The organism is Sellimonas intestinalis (assembly GCF_001280875.1).
Classification (GTDB): Bacteria; Bacillota; Clostridia; order Lachnospirales; family Lachnospiraceae; genus Sellimonas; species Sellimonas intestinalis.
In genome coordinates this window covers 344358-364911 of sequence record NZ_LGAJ01000003.1, presented here as the reverse complement: position 1 = coordinate 364911, position 20554 = coordinate 344358, and the positions used below count along the sequence as shown (strand labels likewise).

Genomic DNA, 20554 nt, shown 5'->3' with positions numbered 1-20554 from the left:
TAATCTCCTTTATCTCCGTCTGTATCTTCTAAGCATCGGTATACAATTATATAATGTTTTAAGCGTATAGTCAATTTCTTCTTCTGTTGTAAATTCCGAAAGACTGAACCGAAGTGTCGCATCCAGATATTCCCGTTCCACTCCGATTCCTTTTAATACGCCGCTGATTCCAGGATGATTCGAGGAACATGCGGATCCTGAAGATACATAAATTCCTTTTTCTTCCAGCGTATGAAGAAGCACTTCACTTCGGACGCCCGCGATCCCGACGCTTACAATATGCGGTGCGCTGGTCTCGTCTGCCAGACCGTGTACGGACACGTGTTCCATCTTAGTCACGCCCTGAATGAACCGCTCTTTTAAGTTTCGCATCCGCATCGTCTTTTCTTCCAGATTAGTGTAGGCCATTTTGGCCGCCAGGGCAAACCCTGCGATTCCCGGCACATTTTCCGTCCCGGAGCGGATATTCTTCTGTTGTTCCCCACCGAAGACAATGGGACGGATCTTCACCCGGTCACTGATATACAGTGCTCCCATCCCTTTCGGGCCGTGGATCTTATGACTGCTGATAGTCAGAAGATCAATTCCCTCTCTCTTTGGGAAGATCCGGTATTTTCCAAAGCCTTGTACCGCATCGGAATGGAAAATGATCTCCCGGTTGTATGCCTTGACAATGCTGGAAGCTTCCTTGATTGGCTGGACACTTCCCACCTCGTTATTGACGTACATAATAGAAACAAGAATCGTCTCCTTACAAAGTGCCTCACGCAGAGCCGATAGCTTCACTCTTCCATAACGGTCAACCGGAAGGTAGGTGACACGAAATCCCTCTTCCTCCTCCAAATACCGCATGGTATTCAGGATAGCCGGATGCTCGATCACTGTCGTAATCAGATGATTGCCTCGTCTTTTGTACGCTCTTGCCGTCCCGATCAGTGCAAGGTTATCGCTTTCTGTCCCACCGGAAGTAAAGAAAATCTCTTTCTCCTGCACTTTCAGAATCCTTGCGAAAGTCTCCCTGGCGCCGCGTACATACCACTCCGCCTCCATTCCTTTTCTGTGCAGGGAGGATGGATTCCCATAATCTTCACACATGACTTTGCGAACCAGATCGCCCACCTCGTCAAATGCTTTTGTCGTTGCTGAATTGTCCAAATATACTTCCATCAGTTCTTACCTTTCCACCTTTTTTATTACCATATGTTTTCCACCGGGTTCTTGACACCTGGTTTTACGGTTCCATTAGATATGAGAGGACTGAAAGTACAAATAATCCGGCTGTCTCCGTTCTGAGAATCCGTTTTCCAAGAGTGACTGGAACAGCTCTTGCCATCTCCATAGCCTTTTCCACTTCCTCCACCTCAAATCCCCCCTCCGGGCCGATCAAAATCCCGATGGACCCCCCGGCTCTCAGAGAGGAAAACTGCCGTCTCGTCTCTTCCATTCCCTCAGCAAGCTCGTAAGGAATCAGGACGTGATCCAGTGTGCCGGCGTAGGTGAGAGCCTCTGAAAAGCCCATGACCTGCTTTACTTCCGGAATCTTACCCCTGCCAGCTTGCTTGGCCGCGCTCTCAGAGACTGCCTGCCAACGCTCCGTCTTCTTCTTTGCCTTTTTTTCGTCCAGCTTCACTACTGCCCTTGCTGTTGCCATCGGTACGATCTCCGAAACACCGAGCTCCACCGATTTCTGAACAATCCAGTCCATCTTATCGCTCTTTGGTAACCCCTGGAAAAGTACGATCCGACAAGATGATTCCGTATCCGTACAGAAAGTTTCCAAAATCTTGACCCTGACGCTCTCCTTCGTCATCTCTTCCACCGCACAGAGATAATTTTGATTGTTCCCGTCGCTGATTTTCAACTCTTCTCCGATTTTCATGCGAAGGACATTGCAAATATGATTCACATCCGCTCCGGTGATCCAAATCTCCTTGTCACCCACCTGGTTCGGAGTCACAAAAAAATGCTGCATCGTAGATTCTCTCCTATCTGTTACTCAGACTTTCTGGCCGTAACACAGACCCACTCTCCCTGGTAAGTCACATCTAAAAGCTCCAGGCCAGCATCTGCTACCGCCTGTTTTACAACTTCTTCCTTGTCGTCGATGATTCCACTCGTAATGTAAATGCCACCTGGCTTTAACTGGCTGACAATGACCGGAGTCAGCATAACCAGAACATCCGCCAGAATATTGGCTGCCACGATATCATAACATGCGTATCCAACCTGATCCTGAATGGCCTTATCATCTATGATATTGCCGATCATCACCTCATACTGTTCTTTTGGTACGCCGTTTTCTTTCATATTTTCGTGGGTTGCGTCGATCGCGCATGGATCCAGGTCCGTCCCAACCGCATAGGCGGCACCAAATTTTAATGCTAACATTCCAAGGATTCCGCTTCCGCATCCCACATCCAGAATCCGCGTCGTATCTGTCACATACTTTTTGATCTGACGGATGCAAAGCTGTGTCGTTTCATGCATTCCGGTCCCGAAAGCAGTGCCCGGATCGATGTGGATAATCATCTTCCCCTCATCCTCCGGTTTCACCTGCTCCCAGGACGGAATAATCAGGATATCATCCACATAGAACTGATGGAAATACTGCTTCCAGTTGTTGACCCAATCTACGTCCTCAGTCTGGGATTCCTCAATAGTACATGGACCCAAATCCACAAATTCCCGCATCCCGGCAAGTTCCTCCAAAACCTTGGCAAGAACAGCGTCCTTATCCTCCCCTTCTTCCAGATAGAAATTGATAAATGCCGTCCCATCATCCGGTATTGTCTCCGGAAGAATATCGACAAACATCTGCTCCTTTTCCTTCTGTGTAAGCGGAACCTTGTCCTCAATCTCCACTCCCTCGATTCCAAGGTCCGAAAGAATACTGCTAACAATATCCTCTGCCGCAGTAGTCGTCTTTAATCTGAATTTATTCCATTTCATCTTGTTTTTGTCTCCTTATTCTCGTGCTGCACACTTCATCCTGTCACACAGTTTCCGGCAGGCCAAAAGTAGGATGGAGGCATGATCGGACGCCAACCCGCCTCGGTTCTTAATCTCAATCCGTTGTTCCCGGATCAGCGTCCCGTTCGTCAAAACTGTCAGCTTAGGACGCAATATCACACCATTTTGCTCGTTTTGAAGCTCTATCTGATACCGAAGCTTTTCCCCTTCTTTTTGCCTGTTCATCGTGATTGTAAACCACGCCGCGTCACTGGCATCATCTCCGGCCTTCGCCTCCACCTCATCGAGGCAGACAAGCGACATAAAGGCAGTTGTAATCACCCTTGCTCTTGGATCCCGTCTCACTTCTCCAAAGACACCGATCTGCTCTGCACAGACGTTCCGAATATTCGTTTCCTCAAAAAGCTCCCGTTTAGCGGATACTTCCAGATCTTCTTTTAACTCAATAAACCCTCCCGGCAGGGCCCAGTCCCCGATGCTAGGATGATTCTTCCGACGAATCAGAAGGATCCTGAGATCCTCCAGATTCTCAGGATCTTTCCCGGAATAACCAAACACCGCCATATCAACCGTGCAGCATGGATTTTTATATCGGTATGGATCGTAGTTCTCCAAAAATTCCTCCAGTGTCTCTCCTTTTTCGTTTCTGCTTCCGTCTCCCCGGAACACTTCGATGTCCTGAAAAAAGGCCGGCATCTTCTCACCTGCTTTCTCTGTCTCCTGGCTTTTTATCATTCTGCTATTCTTTTCATCTTTTCTAGCGGCATCCTTCACCAACCATGATATCGATGATCTCCACGTTGGTCTCTCTCATCCCTTCTTTCCCCAGACGTCCGATATTTTTGATCGTCTCATCTACTCCCTTGGTCACGATACCGTCTCCGGCGTAGAACTGCTGTCCGCACTTGTACATATTATATCCAAGGATTCCGGCCTCTACAGAGGACGCGATCTTGGCCGCACAGGATGCTTTCGCTCCATCACAAACAATGCCGGATACAATCGCCAACGCATTGACAACGGTGTGGGCAATCTCTTCATATCCTCCACCGTACAGGTAGGCAATTCCAGCTCCTGCAGCCGCCCCCGCACAGACAGCGCCGCAGTACGCAGAGAGCCTCCCGATCCCGGTCTTCTGATGGATCGCTACCAGGTTCGAAAGGGTCAGCGCCCGGTAGAGCTGTTCCTCGCTTGCGTTCAGTTCTTTTGCATATTCAATAACCGGAAGCGAACAGGTCATCCCCTGATTTCCGCTTCCAGAATTGATGATAACCGGAAGTTCACAGCCATTCATTCTGGCATCTGATCCTGCAGCCGCCATCGCTTTTGCACGGACACGAATATTGTCTCCCTCCATCATTAAGAGAACGCTTCCGATATTGGCACCGTAGTCTCCTTCCAGACCTTCTTTGGCGATTGCCGTATTGTAGGCGATCTGACGTCCAATCACTTCTTTGACATCTTCTACATCCACTGTCCGGGCAAAATCCAAAATGTCTTTCATATTTAAAAGGGAGCGGTCCGTAAGCCCTTCTTCTTTCTCGCCCTCTACCTTTTCTTCCATGAGAATCTTACCGTTTTTCTCAATCAGGACTATATTCGTGTGGTAGTTTGCGATCCGTACAGTCGCACTGGATTCCCCTTTACTTTCTGTTACAATAATGTCAAATGTAATTCCGTTATCTACATATTCCACTGTGATCTCTGTATTCTGGAGGAAGTCTTTCATCTCCTCAATCTCTGTCATGGAGACATCCGCAATGACTTCGAGTTCTTTCTCCGGACGTCCGGCAATGATGCCCGCGGCGGCTGCCGCCGGAATCCCTTTCAGATGATCCGTGTTTGGCACAATCACAGATTTAACGTTCTTAATAATACTTCCACTTGCGCCGATCCGCACTTTATCCGGCTTTTCCCCAAGAACTTCCCTCGCCTTCGCCGCCGCATAGGCCAGTGCGATCGGCTCGGTACATCCCATGGCCGGAACCAGTTCCTCCTTTAAAATCTGTACATACGCCCCATACTTTACATCTTCTTTTTTCATTCCATTCATCCTCTCTTTTCTTTTGGATTATATGTGATTTCAGGCCTTCCCCAATAAGTAATCGATAAACTGCTGTGCTGTCCTACCGGATCTGCCGCCATGGGTCATCTCCCACTGATTCGCTTGTAGCAGAAGCTCACTTTTCTCCATCTGGATCTGATTACGCTTTGCTAACTCCAACACAATTTTCTGAAATTCCTTTTTATCTGGACCGACAAAGAAAATCGATACTCCAAATCTTGCCACAAGAGACAGTTTCTCCTGTACCGTATCCGATGTATGAAGGTCGTCGTCTCTTCTGTCGTTCTTATCACTCCACTGTTCTCTTACAAGATGCCTCCGGTTGGAAGTCGCATAGATCAGGACATTTTCCGGTTTGCGCTCTAAACCACCCTCAATCACAGCTTTCAAATATTTATATTCAATCTCAAACTCCTCAAAGGACAGATCGTCCATATAAATAATAAATTTATAATTCCGGTTTTTCACTTGGGCAATGATATCGTTAAGATCCTGGAACTGATGCTTATACACCTCAATCATCCGAAGTCCTTCCTCATAGTACTGATTCAGGATCGCCTTAATAGATGTGGATTTTCCAGTGCCTGCATCTCCGAAAAGCAGACAATTATTCGCCTTTCTTCCCCGAACAAAGGCTTCCGTATTTTCGATCAGCTTCTTCTTCGGAATTTCATAACCCACCAGATCATCAAGCCTTACATGGGCAATCTTTGTAATCGGCACAATCTTCGCCCCCTCCTCCGTGTGCTCTACACGAAATGCCTTGTGAAGTCCGAACTTTCCGACGCCGAATTCCTTATAGAACTGGGTCATCACCTCCTTAAAATCCCGAGGCGTTTTTGTTTCGGCAAGATGAACTGCCAATGTACAAATCCGGTCTCGGATTCTGCGGTTGTAGACATGCCCTTCCTGTTTGGTCCCTTTGTAATCAAAAAGAAGCTCGTGTGCTGTCGCACCAAGGTTCCTTCCAAGCTCCTGTACATCGTAGTCGAACAGCTCTTTCATAATTACGAAATCATGGAGCGCTACCTCATTGATACTGCCCTCGATCATGCCACGGATCTCACAGGCCGTACTGTAGGCATTCTCATCATTCACCAGCAGAAAGGTCAGGTATGTGTGCCAGAGATTCCCCTCCAGGCCATGCTGTTCCGAAAGTTCCAAAATCCCGTTGACACATTCAAAAAACAGTGTCCTTAAATCTTCCTGATTGTAATAGCCACTCCCCTCATGCTCTATCAGAAAGGTCATGTCCCGCAGAATCTTCCCATAATCCAGATTCCGGTATATCATCAGTTCGTTTGTATGCATCTTCTCTTCCTTCTTTTTCTAATTCTAATAATTTCCCAGTATCTTCATGCTGGTCGTCTCCTCGCGCAGTCCCCGGATGGCGCTTTTAACTCCTCCGTCGGCAAGATTTCCTTCAAAGTCCACAAAAAACCGATATTCCCACGGCCGGTCTTCGATCGGTCTGGACTCAATCTTGGTAAGGTTCAGGTTATTGAAGATAAAGTGGGACAACATCTGATACAAAGATCCGCTCTTATGTGGAAGCTCAAAGCAGATACTGATCTTGTCCGCGTTTTTTAGAAAAATCTTCTGATTTGTCACAATGATAAAGCGGGTGGAGTTGTGCCTGCTGTCATTGATCTGTTCACGCAAAACTTCCAGCCCGTTTAACGATGCCGCATAGGCGCTGCAGATGGCCGCATGACTTTTGTCCTGCTCCTCCACGACCTTGCAGGCCGCAACCGCAGTATTTGGCACGCTGACCTTCTCCATCGCCGGATGATCGTATAAATATTTCTCACACTGCATCAGTCCCTGTGGGTGGGAATAGACCCTCGTAATCTCCTCCTCACCGCTTCCCGGCAGTCCCGCAAGCACATGATTCACCGGAAGCACCGTCTCCCCGACGATATAGTTCTCATACTCTACAAGCAGGTCATATACCTCACTGACCGCTCCTGCGGAGGAATTTTCAATCGGAAGCACGGCAAAATCCGCTGCCCCATCCTCGATCGCATCCATCGCATCCTTCCACGTACGGACATGGTAGCTGTTGACCGCATCCCCAAAGTACTGCTTTAAGGCCGCCTCGCTGTAAGCTCCCTCCACACCCTGGAATACGATCCTTGCTTTTTTCACTTCCAACTGATCTACTTCGATAAATGGAAGTCTCCCTGTCGTCCCGCACCGTGAAAGCTTCTGATACTGAAGCTTCCTGCTCAGTGACATGAGCAGGGTAAAAAGCTCCTGCACACCCTTTTTATTTTCCTCATGCTCTACCTGCGAAGCCGCCTTTGCAAGCTTCTCCTGCTCCCGCTGCCGATCGTAGACTTTCCGTCCGTTTTTAATCTTATAATCTGCCACACAAGAACAAACTTCCATCCTTCTTTCATATAAAGCGATGATCTGCTCATCCAGTCGATCCAGCTCACCGCGAAGTTCCTCTAACGATGCCATCTGCGTCCTCCTTCGCTTAAACTCTTCCATATTATAATACATTTCTGTTACAAAATCTACGTTCATATTGGAATTGACTGTTGAAAACAGAATCATTTTATTATATTATTAGAAGAGCTAGGTAGGAAGAGGAGGATGTAATATGAGACATTTAATGAGTCCGCTGGATTTCTCAGTGGAAGAACTGGATAAGCTTTTGGATCTCGCCAATGATATCGAAAAGTATCCGGAAAAATATGCACATGCCTGTGCAGGGAAAAAATTAGCCACATTGTTTTATGAGCCAAGTACCCGTACCCGTTTAAGCCATGAAGCTGCCATGTTAAACCTGGGCGGAAGTGTTCTTGGCTTTTCTTCTGCCGATTCGAGTTCTGCCGCAAAGGGGGAGAGCGTATCGGATACAATCCGTACAGTTGCATGCTATGCAGATATCGTTGCGATGAGGCATCCAAAGGAAGGTGCCCCGATGGTTGCTGCCGCCCACTCTTCGATTCCAATTATTAATGCCGGAGATGGCGGACATCAGCACCCGACCCAGACACTGACCGATCTTCTGACAATCCGTTCCCTGAAAGGCCGACTTGGTAATCTGACCATCGGACTTTGCGGAGACCTGAAATTCGGCCGTACCGTTCATTCCCTGATCCAGGCTCTGGTTCGCTATGACAATCTGAATTTTGTTCTGATCTCTCCGGAGGAGCTGCGTCTCCCGACTTACATCCGCCACGATGTACTCAGACGCAACCATGTCCCTTATAAGGAGGTTGTACGGATGGAGGAGGCGCTTCCGGAACTGGACATCCTCTACATGACCCGTGTACAGAAAGAGCGTTTCTTCAATGAAGAGGATTACGTCCGCATGAAGGACTTCTACATTCTGGACAAAAAGAAAATGGAGCTTGCAGGAAAAGACATGCTCGTTCTTCACCCGCTTCCAAGGGTCAATGAGATTTCTGTGGAAGTCGACGACGACCCGCGTGCAGTATACTTCAAACAGGCTAAATATGGTGTCTATGTGCGTATGGCCCTGATCCTAACTCTTCTGGGCATCCACGTCGACTGATCTGTGTATTTGAAAGGAGCTATTGAAAATGAATAATACATTGAATATCGGGCGCATCTCTGAGGGCTTTGTGCTGGACCACATCCAGGCCGGAAAAAGTATGGACATTTACAAATACCTACGTCTGGACAAGCTGGACTGCTGTGTAGCCATCATCAAGAATGCCAAAAGTAATAAGATGGGAAAAAAGGACATCATCAAAATCGAATGTCCGCTGGAAAAGATTGACCTGGATATTCTGGGCTTTATTGATCACAACATCACCGTCAATATCATTGAAAATGAGGAGATTGTAAATAAGAAATCTCTGACACTTCCGAAGGAGATCACCAATGTAATCCGCTGTAAAAATCCACGGTGCATCACTTCCATCGAGCAGGAACTGGATCATGTATTCATTCTGACCGATCCGGAGAAGGAAGAATATCGCTGCAAGTACTGTGAAGAGAAATATCACAGAAAATAGACATCCGTTCAGAATTCGCGAAACAGGGAGGGATTACCTCCCTGTTTTTTTGCAATGGCTATGAGCTAAATTCCGTGCCTAGAGGAGCCCTTGGTGTTCGCTTCTATTCTCGGAATTTGCATTTTTTAGGTTCATTTATTCAGTTTTGTTTTAAAATGCTACAATTTGTATCATATCTTGACTTTCTTTTTCCTCCACTTTTTATATAAAGATTATGTAAGCTTCCGGTTCATACAAGGAGGAAAATAAACATGGCAAAAGAAGAAACAAAACTGGTACTGTTCTTGAAATCTATCGGAATATCAGGACGTTACAAAGGATTCTATTACCTGAAGGAGGCTGTCTTTCTCGTGCTTCAGGATGAGCACTGTCTGTGCAAGGTCCAAGAAAATATCTACCGGCCCATTGCCGAGCGCAATCATGTCTCTCTATCCAGCGTGGCAAGGGCAATCCGTACCGTCTGTCTCACAGCATCGACAAATGAAACGCAGCTCCGGAAGTTCTTCCCGAATTATTCCTTTCACGGTACGCTCTATCCAAAAGAGCTGATTGAACTTGCGGCTGACTATGTCCGCTATCACTAAAACAGAACACAAAAAACGAATGATTACAATGTAAGATCGACAATTCTGCCAGGAAGCTTATTAAAAAGGTGTGGTTTGCACCGCACCTTTTGCTTTCTGTATATATGACAGGCAGGACGATAAGCCGGGTTATGTCTTGAACAGTCATCTATCTAGCTCCATCGTCGCCGAAGGAGTCCATCAACCTACCTAAAACACGACGGGCCGCCGTATCGTTTTCATTCGGTCTTTCTTCAGATGGGGTTTACATATGCCTTTCCTGTTACCAGGGAAGCGGTAGTCTCTTACACTGCCTTTCCACCCTTACCGCAAAAGCGGCGGTTTATTTCTGTTGCACTTTCCTTGGAGTTACCTCCACCGGACGTTATCCGGCATCCTGCCCTGTGAAGCCCGGACTTTCCTCGTCTGCTCCCTTTCGGGCTCTGCAGCCGCGACTGTTTATCCTACCTGCCTGTAATACCTTATCACAATCTGCCCTCTCTTGCAAGCCCTTCATCTGCAATCCTTCCTGACCCGTCTGCCGCCGATGTGGCAAGTACGTCGCATCGTTCGTTCTGCGGATGGCCGTCATGACCTTTTACCCAGATAAAGGTCATCCGGTGGGGCTTGGCCGCCTCCAGAAGCCGCTTCCATAGATCCGTATTTTTAACAGTCTCATTCTTTCCCCGTTTCCAGCCCTTTTTGATCCAGTTGTCAATCCAGTGCTGGTTAAAAGCGTCCACTACATATTTGGAATCGGAATAGATTTCTACTTCACAAGGACGATTGAGCGCTTCCAATCCCGCGATGACCGCCATCAGCTCCATCCGGTTGTTGGTAGTCTTTTCGTAACCTTGGGAAAGCTCCCTTATATGCGTCTGCCCTTTCGAATCCGTATAGGAGAGGATCGTTCCGTATCCTCCCGGTCCATCCGGATTTCCTCTTGCCGCACCGTCCGTATAGATTTTTACAAGCATTTATGTTTCTCCCTTCTGTCCATGAATCTCCACGGTCTGTCCCTCTTCCCACACCCGGTGAATCCGGTTCCGGTAACTGGCAGAGATCTCAGAAGTAAGCAGACGATCCGTCAATCCATAATCTCTCCACATATGCATTGGGAACACATGGTTTACCCTGACGTTCCGCATAAAAAAATCGATACCGGAGAAGGCGGCGCCTCCCTGTCTGGGATCCAGTACGACAAAGGCAAGATCGATCTTCCTTCTTACAAGCTTTCTGATCTCTCTTTGATAATCTTTCCGCATCTGCCGGTTGTAATCGATACTCTCTTCCTCCCAGTGCCACCAGTTCAGATCTCCGGCATGGTAAATCCGCTTGTCCTTGCAGGTAACTAAAAATGCCACTCCCTCGTCCGTGGACCTTAGTGTCTCCACTTTCAGTTCTCCTGTCCGGATCTTCTGCTCCGGCTTTACAAAAATCCGATTAGGCGCCGACTCTGCCTCCACATCATCGGACAGGATGTACAGGATGTTCGGATGTTCCTTCTCCCAATCAAAAATCTCAGAATTATAGTGGTCTTTGTGTCTGTGACTTACAAAAACATACATCTGCTTTTCTTTTGCTATCACAGGCAGCTCTCCTTTATAATAGTCGAAGACATACAGCGCCTGCTCGTCCTCTATTGCAAATCCGCTATGATACAGGTATGTGACTTTCATTTGGGCCTTCTCTCTCCTTTCAGCAGATTCTGTATCCTTTTTCGTAACTCTTTCACCTTCTTATGGTTGCTTGCATCCCCGGCGATCCCGATAACCATCTCTTCCTCGCATATGATCGACGGGAAGAAAAAGTCGCATTGCGCGGCGTCCGACGCATTGTTAACCAAGATCCCTTTTCTTTGGCAGATCCTCGCAATCTCGCCATTCACTTCAGGATCATTGGTGGCGGCAAAAACAAGAAACTCCTTTCCAGAGATAAGCTCCTGAGAAAACCTCCTGCTCTCGTACCGGATCTGCCTCTCCAGGATCCAACGCCGCATCTCTTTCGGAAGTTCCTCCTCCCTCTGCAGCGCACATATCCGGATCCTGCCCCCAAAAGGAAGCAAGACTCTGGCTCTTCGAGCAGCGATCCTTCCGGCTCCGATGATCAGGATTTCTCTGCCTTCCAGGCTCAAAAACAGGGGAAAACGTAACCTTCTCTTCTCTCTCATTTGATGCGAATCCCGATCCCGGACATGACCCGGTACACTTCCACGGCTGATTCGGCGATCTTACAGCCGGCTCTTCCCACTGCTTCCCGCCAGATCCGCTCCTCCTGATTCATTGGTACGATCCCGCTTCCAATTTCATCTATCACGACGACGGAGTCCGGATGCTCTTTTACCAATCTCTCTGTCTGACAGATCGGATCGAGCCCTTCCCGAATCCAGTCTCGTACCTGCTCTTCAAAATGTACGATCCGTTCCCGCTCCGGAAATCTCATCACTGCAAATTCTGTCTTCCCCTGAAAACTTCCGCCTGTAATCAAAATCATGTCCGATCCCCCTCTTTCTCTGACAGAACAAGTATACCACAAAGAAGCCTGTACGTTCACCAAGTTTTTCAACTTTTTTGTACAGGCTTCTTTTCTCTTGTCAGATGATAATACAGACAATCCCGCCGTTGCTGTCGTTTACAATCTTCTGCATGGTGTTCTGGAGCTTTCCCTGACATTCGTCGTTGATCATTGTAATCTTGTGCTTCATTCCGTCCATTACCAATTCCTCGATCGTCTTTCCGAAGATATTGGTCTCCCAGACGCCGCCCTCCTTCTCCTTTGCCTCCCGGATATAACGGATAATATCCTGGGCCTGCTGTTCGTTTCCGACAATCGGAGCGATTTCCGTCTCGATATTGGCACGGATCATATGGATGGACGGTGCTTCCGAATGGATTTTCACTCCGTACTTGCTTCCCTGCTTTATGATCTCCGGGTCTGTAAGAGAGATTTCCTCCTTCTTCGGGCTGACGACTCCATATCCCCTGGCCCTGACACTTTCCATGGCGTCTTTTACATTGGCATATTCAGACTTAAGAAGCGACATCTCTTTCATAGCTTCCAGAAGCTCATACTCATTTTGAATCTGCATCCCGGTCATCTCACTGAGCATTTCATAATAGTATTTCTCATACACACGGATTTCCATTCGGACGCACCCCGTGTCCATGGCGATTCCGTCCACGCGGACCGTCTCAATATATGTATTCTCTGGCTGTTCCATCCCACCGATAAAGTCCCTGATCTCTGTCTTTTCCTCCATCACCCCACGGATATAGGCGATCATCTCCGCCTTGATCCGGTGGTCTCTTGGAAGCATCTCCACCCATTTCGGGATGAAAAACTCCATCTCTGACACTGGAAATTCAAAGAGAATCTCCTCCATCATTCGGTGAATGTCTTCTTCTTTTAACTGCTCGCAGTTGACCGGCATCGCCGCTACCTGATACGCCTCCTGAATCTCCTTGACTGTCTGGGCTGCCTCGTTTCCGTACGGTCTTGCGGAATTAACAAGAACAAGAAACGGCTTACCAATTTCCTTTAATTCCCGAATCGTCTTCCCCTCCGGCTCACGGTATGCCTCTCTTGGAATCTCCCCGATCGTTCCGTCTGTCGTCACAACAATCCCGATGGTAGCATGGTCATGGATAACCTTTCTCGTCCCTATTCCAGCCGCCTTTGTAAATGGGATCTCATAGTCAAACCACGGCGTCTTGACTTTCCTCTCCTCACCGTCCTCGATGTGGCCTTTCGCTCCCTCCGTCATATAGCCGACACAGTCGATCAGACGGACTTTCACCCGTACATCGTCTGACAGTACGATCTCCGCCGCTTCTTTCGGAATAAATTTTGGCTCCGTTGTCATAATGGTCTTCCCCGAAGAAGACTGCGGAAGTTCATCCAGCGTCCTTGCCCTCTGATTTTCATCCCCCATATGCGGAAGCACTAAAAGATCCATGAACCGCTTAATAAAAGTCGATTTCCCGGTACGTACCGGACCCACGACGCCAAGATAGATCTCTCCATTTGTTCTGACCTGCATATCGTGATAAAGTTGAAATTTCTCCATGAAAATACCCCCTTGCAATGCTGATACCAATGTATGCCTGCAAGGGGGTATTTAGACCTGTTTTATTTTGTATCACTTACTTCATTATCCCAAGGGAGGGCGCCGTGCTCATCTTTGCGATCTCGCAGCATCAGCTCTTTCACTGCCTCCGCCGCACTCTTTCCCTCAAAAAGTACTGCATTGACCTGCTCCACAATCGGCATGGAAACCTGGTACTGCAAGGCCAATCGTTTGGCTGCCTTTGCTGAATAGACGCCTTCTACTACCATCTTGACCTCGTCCATGGCCTCCTGCATTGTCCTGCCCTGTCCGATCAGATAGCCTGCTCTGCGGTTCCGGCTGTGGACACTTGCACAGGTCACGATCAGATCCCCGATCCCCGTCAATCCGGTGAATGTCTCGATCTTTCCGCCCATACGGACTCCCAGTCTTGCGATCTCCGCAATGCCCCGTGTAATGAGGGCTGCTTTTGTATTGTCCCCATAGCCAAGTCCGTCTGCAATTCCTGCTGCCAGAGCAATGACATTCTTTAAGGATCCGCCAAGCTCAATGCCCCGGATATCCGGGCTTGTGTATACACGGAAGACTTCACTCATAAAGGCTTTCTGAAGGTATTCGGCCGTCTTTCTCGTCCGTGCTCCTACGACACAGGTGGTCGGCAGACCCTTTCCTACCTCTTCAGCGTGGCTTGGCCCCGAGAGCACAGCTACATCTGCCTGTGGGATTTCCTCTTCGATCTGCTCGCTTAATGTCATCAGCGTCGTCTCCTCGATCCCCTTTGCCACATTGACAAGGATCTGTCTGTCTGAAACATACGGCCGCATCTTCTGTGCCGTGGATCTCGTAAACGGCGACGGAACAGCGAGAACAACAAAGTCCCTGCCTTGAATCGCCTGGTCAATCACATTGGTAAACCGGATCGTATCCTGGAGCCTGACACCTGGAAGCTTTGTCTTATGCTCCCGCTCCTGATCAAGCATCTCCACCTCTCTTGCGTCGATGGACCAGACAGTCACTTCATGTCCATTGTTTGTCAGGAGCCAGGAAATCGCCGTTCCCCAACTTCCGGCTCCCATAATTCCAACTTTTGCCATACTGCGCCTCCTATTTTTTCTTTCCAAAGCTGATTTTATTTTCCGTGCCGTTCATCAGTCTCTGAATATTGGCTCTGTGTTTCCAGATCGCAAGAAGCGCCAGGAATCCGGCCACCGCATACATCTCATAGAGGTACACAGACTCCATCCCGTAGCTTCCCGTCTGCCCCCGAAACACCACACCAGCAAAGAAAATCAGAACGACCGCAATCGAACCAACGGAAACGTATTTCGTTACTGCTACTATTGTAACAAATACTACAAGTGCTATCAAGGTAATCCAAAGATTCGTAAGCGCTGCCAGAAGCCCCGCCATAGCCGCGATTCCCTTTCCGCCTTTGAATCCCAGATAAAACGGAAAATTATGTCCAAGTACTGCTCCAAGCCCCGCATAGATGGAAAGAAGCGGTAAGATCTCCCCGTAATTGCCTCCAAAAATAAGGCGCACCGCCAGTACGGCAAAAATACACTTAAAAGAATCTCCCAGAAACGTACATACCCCTGCCTTCACTCCGAGTGTCCGAAGTGCATTGGTGGAGCCTGCGTTGCCGCTTCCCATCTTCCGGATATCCACATGATTCATCCTTCCATAAAGATATCCTGTCTGGAAAAGGCCAAATATATACCCGATCAAAATACAAACGATCCGTTCCATGATTTATTTCTCCTTTTCCTTTCTTTCCCTGATAAAAAATTTCAGTGAGGTTCCTCTAAAGCCAAAGGCCTCGCGGATTTTATTTTCCAGATACCTGGTGTAGGAAAAGTGCATCAGCTCCTTATCGTTGACAAAAATGACAAAAGTCGGCGGCTTTACGGATACTTGTGTAATATAGTAAAGCTTCAGGCGCTTTCCCTTGTCTGACGGTGGTTGCTGCATTGCGACTGCCTCCGTCATAATCTCGTTGAGCACTCCGGTAGCAATGCGAAGAGACTGATTCTCAATCACCATGTCGATCATCTCAAAAAGCTTATGGATCCGCTGTCCTGTCTTTGCAGATATGTACATGATCTCCGCATACGGCATATAGGAAAGGACATTTCTGATTTTGCCTTCGTACTCTCGCATTGTCTTATCGTTCTTTTCAATGGCGTCCCACTTATTGACAACAATAATCACACCTTTCCCACGTTCGTGGGCAATCCCCGCGATCTTAGCGTCCTGCTCAGTCACGCCTTCCACCGCGTCGATCACCATCAACACAACGTCCGCCCGCTCCACTGCCGTCACCGTGCGAATAATGCTGTAACGCTCCAGCTCTTCTTTGATCTTGCTCTTTCTGCGAAGTCCTGCCGTATCAATGAATACATATTCTCTTCCGTCATGGACAATCTCCGTGTCAATGGCGTCTCTCGTCGTACCGGCAATATCTGATACGATCACCCGGTTCTCCCCGAGTAGCTTATTGATGATGGAAGACTTACCTACGTTTGGCTTTCCGACAATAGCGACCCGCGGCCGTTCATCCTCCTCCTCTTCCTCGGTTTTTTCCGGGAAATAGGACACAACTGCATCAAGAAGATCCCCGATTCCCAGTCTTGATGACGCGGAAACCGGATTCGGATCCCCGATTCCCAAATTATAAAACTCATATACGTCCGGCATGAACTTGTCAAAATTATCTACCTTGTTGACTGCAAGGATCACCGGCTTTCTGGCGCGGCGGAGCATATCCGCAACCTTGGAATCCGCATCCACAAGCCCCTGGCGCACGTCGGTAATAAAAATAATAACGTCCGCCGTATCGATGGCAATCTGTGCCTGCTCTCTCATCTGTGAGAGAATAATATCCGAGCTCTCCGGCTCGATTCCCCCGGTATCAATGAGGGTAAAATCCTGATCCAGCCAGGACACGTCCGCATAGATCCGGTCTCTTGTCACTCCCGGCGTGTCTTTTACAATAGAGATCATCTCCCCGGCCAGAACATTAAATAACGTAGACTTCCCGACGTTCGGTCGTCCTACGATTGCAACTACTGGTTTACTCATTCTATCTCTCCTTTAACACTGCGTCTATAAAATCCTGTCCGCTTGATTTTACAATATCTACTTTCACTTGTAAAGCTTCTTCTAGTTCAGAGACCGTCACATCATCGAGGAACACCTCTTCCCCGCTCCGCAGCATATTGCACGGAAGAAGCAGACAATCCCCAAGAGGCCGTCCCTGTAACTGTGAAATCAGATCCTGTCCGGTAATCAACCCGGACACCGTGATACTCTCTCCAAAAAAATCATTGCGGATCCGGTACAGATGGACGTAGCAGTTCGGACATTTTACTCGCATCTGCTTTATAAACTCTGCCAGATAGTCATAGGCCAGATAGCCTGTCGCCATGGACAGAGAGATTTCCCTATCTGTCGGTTCCAATTTCTCATAACTCTCGGCAAATTCATTCTGTAGAAGCCGGATCATGCCAACACCGTTTTCTAATTGAAGGTACCCGTCGTAACGCTCCTCCTCCGGCATCTCATATCCCGCAAGAATATACCATTCATCTCCTGCATGAATAAAATGATAGCCATATTCCTCATAAACCTTTTTCTGCCATTTATGGATTGTCTCAAGTACTTCTTTTGCATCCTCCCTCGTGAACGGCTCCAGAGGATACAATCCGTCCCGAAAACGGCTAAGCCCCACCGGTACCACCGATACGCTCTGCAGCTTCGGAAGGTAAGCTGTCAGATCCCGAATGGTGCGTTCTAACTCCTCTTTGTCATTGAGTCCCTTGCAAAGTACGATCTGTCCATTCATGGTAATCCCGGCTTCAAAAAGCCTGTCCACTTTCTTTAGCGCTTCCCCCGCAAAACGGTTATGAAGCATCTTGCAACGAAGTTCTGGATTTGTCGTCTGAAAAGATACATTGATCGGCTCCAGATGATAACGGATAATCCGGTCAATATCATGGTCACTCATATTTGTCAGCGTCACATAATTGCCCTGTAAAAAAGACAGCCGTGAATCATCATCCCTAAAATACAGCGTATCCCTCATCCCCTTTGGCATCTGATCAATAAAACAGAATACGCATTTGTTCCGACAGGACCGATACTCGTCCATCAGCCCCTGCTCAAAGTGAAGTCCCAAGTCTTCCTCATAGTCCTTTTCTATTTCCAGCTCCCACTGTTCTCCGTCCGGCTTTTCAATCAGGACAAGCAGCTCTTCATCATTGACGTAATAATGGTAGTCAAACACATCCTCGATCTCCTGTCCGTTGATGGAAAGGAGCTTATCTCCCGGCTCGATCCCCATCTCCATAGCAATACTTCCATCTTCTACAGCCGAAATCAGATGTTCATGTCTCTTCCGCTGTTTTTCCATTGCTGTTCTCCTTTATCTTCATTTCTTCAATTTCCTGCCTTTTTCATAATACTAAATTCCACATCAAAATGCAATTTTTTCTATTCCTTTCTTGCCATCCCCGGTGAAAATGGTATAGAATGGATAAAAGAGACAACGTTTTGTCTCTGAAATCCATGTCTTTTTACATAGGAGGGTTTATGAACATACAGAAATTAGAGCAGGTGCTGCCGGCAGCTCCTCTAAAAATCGCCGCTTTAAAAAGCTGTGAATCTATGGGGCAAAAGGTCAATGACTACATTGTCTCTTTTCGTAAGGAATCTCTGAATAAATACGTTGATTCCGCACTTTTTGCATCTTACAAATGTGAGAATTATCTGATTGAGCACAGTTGCCCGCGCTTTGGCTCAGGTGAGGCCAAGGGCTCTCTTGGTGAATCTGTCCGTGGAAAGGATCTCTTTGTGATGGTCGACGTCTGCAACTACAGCCTGACCTACACAGTCAACGGTCATCTCAATCATATGTCGCCGGACGATCATTATCAAGATCTGAAGCGTATTATCTCGGCCGCAAACGGTAAGGCTCACCGGGTCAATGTCATCATGCCGTTTCTCTACGAAAGCCGGCAGCATAAGCGTTCCAAGCGTGAGTCTCTGGACTGCGCTCAGGCGTTAGAAGAGCTGATCGATATGGGCGTTTCTAATATTATCACCTTCGACGCCCACGATCCAAGAGTGCAGAACGCAATCCCGCTGAAAGGATTTGACAATTTCAATCCGCCGTATCAGTTTATCAAAGCACTATTAAAGGCAGAGCCGGACTTAAAGCTTGACAAAGATCATCTGATGATTATCAGTCCGGATGAAGGTGCAATGCACCGTGCCGTTTACTTCTCCAATGTCCTTGGTGTGGATATGGGGATGTTCTATAAGAGACGGGATTATTCCACCATTGTCAACGGCAAGAACCCGATCGTAGCCCACGAATTCCTGGGCGATGATGTCAAGGGCAAGACCGCTATCATCGTAGACGATATGATTGCATCCGGTGAAAGTATGCTCGATGTTGCAAGGCAGATCAAGGACCGGGGTGCTTCCCGTGTCTTCGTCTGTACGACGTTCGGTCTCTTCACCGAGGGGCTTGAGAAGTTCGACGATTATTACCGAACCGGATATATCGATCGCCTGATCACGACGAATCTGACCTATCTGCCGCCGGAGATCCACAACCGCCCGTATTTCATCGAAGCTGATATGAGCAAGTTTATGGCAATTATTATCGATTCCTTGAATCACGATATCTCCATCAGCTCCGTACTCAATCCGACGGACAAGATCCACGCACTCATCGCAAAGCACAATGCCGAGCGTTTCGGATCTGTAAAATAAAAACGCGGCAGGAAAGAGCAATCAACTTTCCTGCCGTATCTTTATGCCATCTGGCTGTCTTTGAAGAATGAAAGATCAGAAGGATGTATCCGGCTCTTTCCGATTTCCTCCAAAAGAATCAACCGCAGACTGTTCTTGTAGTTTTTCTTATCCCGCTTCATGGCCTCTTTGAGTTCTCCAAGATTCACGCCGCAGGACACCGGGAGTCCATAACTTGCAAGTATCTTCCGAATCTCTTCGGCCGTACCCTCTTTGGTTAGTCCCTGTTCCTCGGAAATCCGGGTGATCTGATACATCCCGATAGCCACTGCTTCTCCGTGGCTCTCCCGCCCGTAGGCAAATTTCTGCTCTATAGCATGCGCCAGTGTATGTCCAAAATTTAAAAGCATCCTCTCTCCGGTGTCAAACTGATCTTCCTCTACAACCCCCCGCTTAATATCAACGCATCTTGTAATGACTTCCGTCATCTTTTCCGCAAGTCTCTCAAAGTTGCCTGCCTCCTTCAAGGTAGCAAACAAAGAAGCGTCTTTGATGCATCCGTATTTGATGACCTCTCCCATTCCATCGTGAATATACCGCTGTGGCAAGGTAGCAAGGACGTCAGGATCGATCAGTACTTTCTTCGGCTGATAAAATGATCCCACGAGATTTTTGCCTTCTTTTAAATCCACCGCGACTTTTCCTCCCACGGAAGAATCTACCTGAGCCAGAAGGGATGTGGGAATCTGGATAAACGGGACTCCCCGCAGATAAGTAGCTGCCACAAATCCTGCCAAATCTCCGATGACGCCGCCCCCCAGAGCGACGATCAGATCACTTCTGGATAGTCCTGACTCCAAAAGCTTGGCATAGACACCTGGAAGGACATTGATGCTTTTGGACGTTTCCCCGTGTGGAAGGATCACCGTGCTGCACTCCCAAGTTGACTTTAGCTGATTCAGAAGCTCTCCTCCATAGATCCTATAGACGCTGTCATCGGAAATGACTGCAATTCGTTTGCCGGAATACACCTCCCGGATCTCTTCCGACGCTTTTTTGAGGAGTCCCTTTTCGATCACAATATCATAACTGTTTTCCCCAAGATTTACATGTAATTTCATCTGATTTTCACGCTCTT

The 20554-nt window shown here is 47.9% G+C and carries 21 protein-coding genes and 1 other RNA gene; 4 read left to right on the top strand and 18 right to left on the bottom strand.

Going from position 1 to position 20554, the window contains the following annotated elements; genetic code table 11:
- Positions 1–9: 9 nt before the first annotated feature.
- The 7 genes from AOA56_RS02650 to pheA all read right to left on the bottom strand — a co-directional run bounded on the left by AOA56_RS02650 (position 10) and on the right by pheA (position 7501).
- The gene (locus AOA56_RS02650) at positions 10–1167 is read right to left on the bottom strand and encodes a cysteine desulfurase family protein (protein ID WP_024732765.1); all 1158 of its coding nucleotides are present in this window, start codon (positions 1165–1167) and stop codon (positions 10–12) included.
- 64 nt (positions 1168–1231) lie between these two features.
- Positions 1232–1972: a 16S rRNA (uracil(1498)-N(3))-methyltransferase gene (locus tag AOA56_RS02645; RefSeq protein WP_053768887.1), complete on the bottom strand. Its 741-nt coding sequence runs from the start codon at positions 1970–1972 to the stop codon at positions 1232–1234.
- Between the two features lie 20 nt (positions 1973–1992).
- Complete coding sequence (gene prmA, locus AOA56_RS02640) at positions 1993–2949, bottom strand: 50S ribosomal protein L11 methyltransferase (RefSeq protein WP_024732767.1); 957 nt, start codon at positions 2947–2949, stop codon at positions 1993–1995.
- A 15-nt stretch (positions 2950–2964) separates the two neighbouring features.
- Positions 2965–3705, bottom strand: a complete 741-nt coding sequence (locus tag AOA56_RS02635; protein ID WP_242843429.1) for an NUDIX domain-containing protein — start codon at positions 3703–3705, stop codon at positions 2965–2967.
- Positions 3706–3727: 22 nt separating this feature from the next.
- The gene (locus tag AOA56_RS02630) at positions 3728–5014 is read right to left on the bottom strand and encodes an L-cysteine desulfidase family protein (protein WP_024732769.1); all 1287 of its coding nucleotides are present in this window, start codon (positions 5012–5014) and stop codon (positions 3728–3730) included.
- A gap of 39 nt (positions 5015–5053) precedes the next feature.
- Entirely contained in the window at positions 5054–6346 is a 1293-nt protein-coding gene (locus AOA56_RS02625; RefSeq protein ID WP_024732770.1) for an ATP-binding protein, read from the bottom strand.
- A gap of 24 nt (positions 6347–6370) precedes the next feature.
- On the bottom strand, positions 6371–7501 hold the full coding sequence (gene pheA, locus AOA56_RS02620; protein ID WP_024732771.1) for a prephenate dehydratase: 1131 nt from the start codon (positions 7499–7501) through the stop codon (positions 6371–6373).
- A gap of 142 nt (positions 7502–7643) precedes the next feature.
- Between pheA and pyrB the strand changes: the two genes are divergently transcribed.
- The 3 genes from pyrB (at position 7644) to AOA56_RS02605 (ending at position 9614) form a co-directional block, all read left to right on the top strand.
- On the top strand, positions 7644–8564 hold the full coding sequence (gene pyrB, locus AOA56_RS02615) for an aspartate carbamoyltransferase (RefSeq protein ID WP_048621961.1): 921 nt from the start codon (positions 7644–7646) through the stop codon (positions 8562–8564).
- Between the two features lie 28 nt (positions 8565–8592).
- A complete protein-coding gene (locus AOA56_RS02610) occupies positions 8593–9030 on the top strand; it encodes an aspartate carbamoyltransferase regulatory subunit (protein WP_048621962.1) in 438 nt (145 codons plus the stop codon).
- A 251-nt stretch (positions 9031–9281) separates the two neighbouring features.
- A complete protein-coding gene (locus AOA56_RS02605) occupies positions 9282–9614 on the top strand; it encodes a sporulation initiation factor Spo0A C-terminal domain-containing protein (RefSeq protein ID WP_024732773.1) in 333 nt (110 codons plus the stop codon).
- A 104-nt stretch (positions 9615–9718) separates the two neighbouring features.
- Here the strand turns inward: AOA56_RS02605 and rnpB are convergent.
- From rnpB to AOA56_RS02560, 10 genes are all read right to left on the bottom strand, one after another.
- Positions 9719–10064, bottom strand: an RNA gene (gene rnpB, locus AOA56_RS05040) — RNase P RNA component class A.
- Positions 10065–10078: 14 nt separating this feature from the next.
- Positions 10079–10570: a ribonuclease HI gene (gene rnhA, locus AOA56_RS02600; RefSeq protein WP_024732774.1), complete on the bottom strand. Its 492-nt coding sequence runs from the start codon at positions 10568–10570 to the stop codon at positions 10079–10081.
- Entirely contained in the window at positions 10571–11272 is a 702-nt protein-coding gene (locus AOA56_RS02595; protein WP_053768886.1) for an MBL fold metallo-hydrolase, read from the bottom strand.
- Positions 11269–11763, bottom strand: coding sequence for a precorrin-2 dehydrogenase/sirohydrochlorin ferrochelatase family protein (locus AOA56_RS02590; RefSeq protein WP_024732776.1), 495 nt, complete (start codon positions 11761–11763; stop codon positions 11269–11271). The genes AOA56_RS02595 and AOA56_RS02590 overlap by 4 nt, the downstream gene beginning before the upstream one ends.
- Entirely contained in the window at positions 11760–12086 is a 327-nt protein-coding gene (locus AOA56_RS02585; RefSeq protein ID WP_024732777.1) for a bifunctional adenosylcobinamide kinase/adenosylcobinamide-phosphate guanylyltransferase, read from the bottom strand. Before AOA56_RS02585 ends, AOA56_RS02590 begins: the two co-directional genes overlap by 4 nt.
- A 100-nt stretch (positions 12087–12186) precedes the next feature.
- Positions 12187–13659 carry a stage IV sporulation protein A gene (gene spoIVA, locus AOA56_RS02580; protein ID WP_053768885.1) on the bottom strand — a complete coding sequence of 491 codons (1473 nt, stop codon included), beginning with the start codon at positions 13657–13659 and terminating at the stop codon, positions 12187–12189.
- Between the two features lie 62 nt (positions 13660–13721).
- Complete coding sequence (locus AOA56_RS02575; protein WP_024732779.1) at positions 13722–14753, bottom strand: NAD(P)H-dependent glycerol-3-phosphate dehydrogenase; 1032 nt, start codon at positions 14751–14753, stop codon at positions 13722–13724.
- A gap of 10 nt (positions 14754–14763) precedes the next feature.
- Entirely contained in the window at positions 14764–15408 is a 645-nt protein-coding gene (plsY, locus tag AOA56_RS02570; RefSeq protein WP_024732780.1) for a glycerol-3-phosphate 1-O-acyltransferase PlsY, read from the bottom strand.
- A gap of 3 nt (positions 15409–15411) precedes the next feature.
- Positions 15412–16740, bottom strand: coding sequence for a ribosome biogenesis GTPase Der (gene der, locus AOA56_RS02565; protein ID WP_024732781.1), 1329 nt, complete (start codon positions 16738–16740; stop codon positions 15412–15414).
- 1 nt (position 16741) lies between these two features.
- Positions 16742–18070 carry a DUF512 domain-containing protein gene (locus AOA56_RS02560; RefSeq protein ID WP_053768884.1) on the bottom strand — a complete coding sequence of 443 codons (1329 nt, stop codon included), beginning with the start codon at positions 18068–18070 and terminating at the stop codon, positions 16742–16744.
- 179 nt (positions 18071–18249) lie between these two features.
- Here AOA56_RS02560 and AOA56_RS02555 point away from each other — a divergent pair, with 179 nt between their 5' ends.
- Positions 18250–19437, top strand: a complete 1188-nt coding sequence (locus AOA56_RS02555) for a ribose-phosphate pyrophosphokinase (protein ID WP_024732782.1) — start codon at positions 18250–18252, stop codon at positions 19435–19437.
- 41 nt (positions 19438–19478) lie between these two features.
- Here the strand turns inward: AOA56_RS02555 and aroB are convergent, their stop codons facing one another.
- The gene (gene aroB / locus AOA56_RS02550) at positions 19479–20537 is read right to left on the bottom strand and encodes a 3-dehydroquinate synthase (RefSeq protein WP_048621967.1); all 1059 of its coding nucleotides are present in this window, start codon (positions 20535–20537) and stop codon (positions 19479–19481) included.
- Between the last annotated feature and the right edge of the window lie 17 nt (positions 20538–20554).